This window comes from Pusillimonas minor (genome assembly GCF_014237865.1).
Taxonomy (GTDB): Bacteria; Pseudomonadota; Gammaproteobacteria; order Burkholderiales; family Burkholderiaceae_B; genus Neopusillimonas; species Neopusillimonas minor.
Genome location: NZ_JACJUU010000030.1, coordinates 1 through 5500 on the forward strand (window position 1 = coordinate 1; position 5500 = coordinate 5500).

At 51.1% G+C, this 5500-nt stretch carries 2 tRNA genes and 3 rRNA genes; all 5 read right to left on the reverse strand.

Annotation, left to right across the window (positions count from 1 at the left end):
• Nucleotides 1-59 precede the first annotated feature (59 nt).
• The 5 genes from rrf to GTU67_RS15000 all read right to left on the reverse strand — a co-directional run bounded on the left by rrf (nucleotide 60) and on the right by GTU67_RS15000 (nucleotide 5274).
• Nucleotides 60-175 (reverse strand): 5S ribosomal RNA (gene rrf / locus GTU67_RS14980).
• Between the two features lie 158 nt (nucleotides 176-333).
• Nucleotides 334-3225: ribosomal RNA gene (locus tag GTU67_RS14985) — 23S ribosomal RNA — on the reverse strand.
• A 247-nt stretch (nucleotides 3226-3472) separates the two neighbouring features.
• A tRNA-Ala gene (locus GTU67_RS14990) sits at nucleotides 3473-3548 on the reverse strand.
• Between the two features lie 30 nt (nucleotides 3549-3578).
• Nucleotides 3579-3655: transfer RNA gene (locus GTU67_RS14995), tRNA-Ile, on the reverse strand.
• Between the two features lie 82 nt (nucleotides 3656-3737).
• Nucleotides 3738-5274: ribosomal RNA gene (locus GTU67_RS15000) — 16S ribosomal RNA — on the reverse strand.
• Together the 16S, 23S and 5S rRNA genes with 2 tRNA genes alongside form the textbook arrangement of a ribosomal RNA operon.
• Nucleotides 5275-5500 lie beyond the last annotated feature (226 nt).

Genomic DNA, 5500 nt, shown 5'->3' on the forward strand with positions numbered 1-5500 from the left:
TTTTCGAGCGCCCAAAACAAAACCCCAACTGCTTTCGCAATTGGGGTTTCGGAATTTAATCTTGACGATGACCTACTCTCACATGGGGAAACCCCACACTACCATCGGCGATGCATCGTTTCACTGCTGAGTTCGGGATGGGATCAGGTGGTTCCAATGCTCTATGGTCGTCAAGAAATTCGGGTACTGAGTCGTGGCCAGCTGGCCTCGCTTCAGCAAATTGGGTATGTGACAGCTTTCGGTGTTTTGTGAGCGTCGAACTTTCGGTTCATCTTCGTCTTCACACACCGCAATCTGATGCTCGTTAGAGTAGTCAAATTGCTTGGGTGTTATATGGTCAAGCCTCACGGGCAATTAGTATTGGTTAGCTCAACGCCTCACAGCGCTTACACACCCAACCTATCAACGTCGTAGTCTTCGACGGCCCTTCAGGGAACTCAAGGTTCCAGTGAGATCTCATCTTGAGGCTAGTTTCCCGCTTAGATGCTTTCAGCGGTTATCTATTCCGAACATAGCTACCCGGCAATGCCACTGGCGTGACAACCGGAACACCAGAGGTTCGTCCACTCCGGTCCTCTCGTACTAGGAGCAGCCCCTCTCAAATCTCAAACGTCCACGGCAGATAGGGACCGAACTGTCTCACGACGTTCTAAACCCAGCTCGCGTACCACTTTAAATGGCGAACAGCCATACCCTTGGGACCGGCTTCAGCCCCAGGATGTGATGAGCCGACATCGAGGTGCCAAACACCGCCGTCGATATGAACTCTTGGGCGGTATCAGCCTGTTATCCCCGGAGTACCTTTTATCCGTTGAGCGATGGCCCTTCCATACAGAACCACCGGATCACTAAGACCTACTTTCGTACCTGCTCGACGTGTCTGTCTCGCAGTCAAGCGCGCTTTTGCCTTTATACTCTACGACCGATTTCCGACCGGTCTGAGCGCACCTTCGTACTCCTCCGTTACTCTTTAGGAGGAGACCGCCCCAGTCAAACTACCCACCATACACTGTCCTCGATCCGGATAACGGACCTGAGTTAGAACCTCAAAGTTGCCAGGGTGGTATTTCAAGGATGGCTCCACGCAGACTGGCGTCCACGCTTCAAAGCCTCCCACCTATCCTACACAAGCAAATTCAAAGTCCAGTGCAAAGCTATAGTAAAGGTTCACGGGGTCTTTCCGTCTAGCCGCGGATACACTGCATCTTCACAGCGATTTCAATTTCACTGAGTCTCGGGTGGAGACAGCGCCGCCATCGTTACGCCATTCGTGCAGGTCGGAACTTACCCGACAAGGAATTTCGCTACCTTAGGACCGTTATAGTTACGGCCGCCGTTTACCGGGGCTTCGATCAAGAGCTTCGCGTTAGCTAACCCCATCAATTAACCTTCCGGCACCGGGCAGGCGTCACACCCTATACGTCCACTTTCGTGTTTGCAGAGTGCTGTGTTTTTAATAAACAGTCGCAGCGGCCTGGTATCTTCGACCGGCATGAGCTTACGGAGCAAGTCCTTCACCCTCACCGGCGCACCTTCTCCCGAAGTTACGGTGCCATTTTGCCTAGTTCCTTCACCCGAGTTCTCTCAAGCGCCTTGGTATTCTCTACCCAACCACCTGTGTCGGTTTGGGGTACGGTTCCTGGTTACCTGAAGCTTAGAAGCTTTTCTTGGAAGCATGGCATCAACCACTTCGTTACCTAAAAGGTAACTCGTCATCAGCTCTCGGCCTTAGAATCCCGGATTTACCTAAGATTCCAGCCTACCACCTTAAACTTGGACAACCAACGCCAAGCTGGCCTAGCCTTCTCCGTCCCTCCATCGCAATAACCAGAAGTACAGGAATATTAACCTGTTTTCCATCGACTACGCTTTTCAGCCTCGCCTTAGGGACCGACTAACCCTGCGTCGATTAACGTTGCGCAGGAAACCTTGGTCTTTCGGCGTGGGTGTTTTTCACACCCATTATCGTTACTCATGTCAGCATTCGCACTTCTGATACCTCCAGCAAGCTTCTCAACTCACCTTCACAGGCTTACAGAACGCTCCTCTACCGCATCACTTACGTGATACCCGTAGCTTCGGTGTATGGTTTGAGCCCCGTTACATCTTCCGCGCAGGCCGACTCGACTAGTGAGCTATTACGCTTTCTTTAAAGGGTGGCTGCTTCTAAGCCAACCTCCTAGCTGTCTAAGCCTTCCCACATCGTTTCCCACTTAACCATAACTTTGGGACCTTAGCTGACGGTCTGGGTTGTTTCCCTTTTCACGACGGACGTTAGCACCCGCCGTGTGTCTCCCATGCTCGGCACTTGTAGGTATTCGGAGTTTGCATCGGTTTGGTAAGTCGGGATGACCCCCTAGCCGAAACAGTGCTCTACCCCCTACAGTGATACATGAGGCGCTACCTAAATAGCTTTCGAGGAGAACCAGCTATCTCCGAGCTTGATTAGCCTTTCACTCCGATCCACAGGTCATCCGCTAACTTTTCAACGGTAGTCGGTTCGGTCCTCCAGTTAGTGTTACCCAACCTTCAACCTGCCCATGGATAGATCGCCCGGTTTCGGGTCTATTCCCAGCGACTAGACGCCCTATTAAGACTCGCTTTCGCTACGCCTCCCCTATTCGGTTAAGCTCGCCACTGAAAATAAGTCGCTGACCCATTATACAAAAGGTACGCAGTCACCCAACAAAGTGGGCTCCCACTGCTTGTACGCATACGGTTTCAGGATCTATTTCACTCCCCTCTCCGGGGTTCTTTTCGCCTTTCCCTCACGGTACTAGTTCACTATCGGTCAGTCAGTAGTATTTAGCCTTGGAGGATGGTCCCCCCATATTCAGACAAAGTTTCTCGTGCTCCGTCCTACTCGATTTCATGACTAAGAGATTTTCGCGTACAGGGCTATCACCCACTATGGCCGCACTTTCCAGAGCGTTCCGCTAATCTCAAAGCCACTTAAGGGCTAGTCCCCGTTCGCTCGCCACTACTAAGGGAATCTCGGTTGATTTCTTTTCCTCAGGGTACTTAGATGTTTCAGTTCCCCTGGTTCGCCTCTTGCACCTATGTATTCAGTACAAGATAACCATCTTATGATGGCTGGGTTCCCCCATTCAGACATCTCCGGATCAAAGTCTGTTTGCCGACTCCCCGAAGCTTTTCGCAGGCTACCACGTCTTTCATCGCCTCTGACTGCCAAGGCATCCACCGTATGCGCTTCTTCACTTGACCATATAACCCCAAGCAATCTGGTTATACTGTGAAGACGACATTCGCCGAAAATTCGAATTTCTCAATTAAGAGAACTCACAAATTTTACCTTAGCCTGATCCGTTACCAGTGAAAGTAACGTTCAGTCTATCTTTCTATCACATACCCAAATTTTTAAAGAACGAACTAGTCAAAGACTAGAAATCAACATTCACCATCACCACGATGGAATGCTCATTTCTAAGCTTTATACAAACAGAAGCAGTAGTGGTGGAGCCAAACGGGATCGAACCGTTGACCTCCTGCGTGCAAGGCAGGCGCTCTCCCAGCTGAGCTATGGCCCCGTATTTCTACAGGCGTTTCCCACACAAAATTGGTGGGTCTGGGCAGATTCGAACTGCCGACCTCACCCTTATCAGGGGTGCGCTCTAACCAACTGAGCTACAGACCCAATTTCGGGCTGCTTCTTTTCGTCTTCTTCAATGAATCAAGCAATTCGTGTGGGAACTTATGGAGCAGCTGATGTCGTCGATTAAGGAGGTGATCCAGCCGCAGGTTCCCCTACGGCTACCTTGTTACGACTTCACCCCAGTCATGAATCACACCGTGGTAACCGTCCTCCCGAAGGTTAGACTAGCTACTTCTGGTGCAACCCACTCCCATGGTGTGACGGGCGGTGTGTACAAGGCCCGGGAACGTATTCACCGCGACATTCTGATTCGCGATTACTAGCGATTCCGACTTCACGCAGTCGAGTTGCAGACTGCGATCCGGACTACGATCGGTTTTATGGGATTAGCTCCACCTCGCGGCTTGGCAACCCTCTGTACCGACCATTGTAGCACGTGTGTAGCCCAGGCCGTAAGGGCCATGATGACTTGACGTCATCCCCACCTTCCTCCGGTTTGTCACCGGCAGTCTCCTTAGAGTGCCCACCATGACGTGCTGGTAACTAAGGACAAGGGTTGCGCTCGTTACGGGACTTAACCCAACATCTCACGACACGAGCTGACGACAGCCATGCAGCACCTGTCTCAATGTTCCCGAAGGCACCAATCTATCTCTAGAAAGTTCATTGGATGTCAAGGCCTGGTAAGGTTCTTCGCGTTGCTTCGAATTAAACCACATGCTCCACCGCTTGTGCGGGCCCCCGTCAATTCATTTGAGTTTTAACCTTGCGGCCGTACTCCCCAGGCGGTCAACTTAATGCGTTAGCTGCGCCACTAAAAGCTCAAGGCTTCCAACGGCTAGTTGACATCGTTTACGGCGTGGACTACCAGGGTATCTAATCCTGTTTGCTCCCCACGCTTTCGCACCTCAGTGTCAGTATTAGTCCAGGTGGTCGCCTTCGCCACTGGTGTTCCTTCCTATATCTACGCATTTCACCGCTACACAGGAAATTCCACCACCCTCTACCATACTCTAGTCAGTCAGTTTTGAATGCAGTTCCCAGGTTGAGCCCGGGGATTTCACATCCAACTTAACAAACCACCTACGCGCGCTTTACGCCCAGTAATTCCGATTAACGCTTGCACCCTCTGTATTACCGCGGCTGCTGGCACAGAGTTAGCCGGTGCTTATTCTGTCGGTAACGTCAAAATTGCAGAGTATTAATCTACAACCCTTCCTCCCAACTTAAAGTGCTTTACAATCCGAAGACCTTCTTCACACACGCGGCATGGCTGGATCAGGCTTTCGCCCATTGTCCAATATTCCCCACTGCTGCCTCCCGTAGGAGTCTGGACCGTGTCTCAGTTCCAGTGTGACTGATCATCCTCTCAGACCAGTTACGGATCGTCGCCTTGGTGAGCCATTACCTCACCAACTAGCTAATCCGACCTAGGCTCATCTGATAGCGCAAGGCCCGAAGGTCCCCTGCTTTCTCCCGTAGGACGTATGCGGTATTAGCGTCCGTTTCCGAACGTTATCCCCCACTACCAGGCAGATTCCTAGGCATTACTCACCCGTCCGCCGCTCTCAAGAGAAGCAAGCTTCTCTCTACCGCTCGACTTGCATGTGTTAGGCCTGCCGCCAGCGTTCAATCTGAGCCATGATCAAACTCTTCAGTTCAAACATCTTTGGGTTTTTAAGAAACCCTAAACTTGGCTCAGCAATCGTTGGTTACATCTTTGATTTCTCGCGGAGTAACTTGTGATGCTGATAATCTTGTTGACTATCAGTCTGACTCCACAAGCACCCACACGAATTGCTTGATTCAGTTGTTAAAGAGCGGTTGGTTAAGATCTTTCGTCTCAACCGAGGCGCGCATTCTACAGCAGCCTCATTTGCTGTCAAG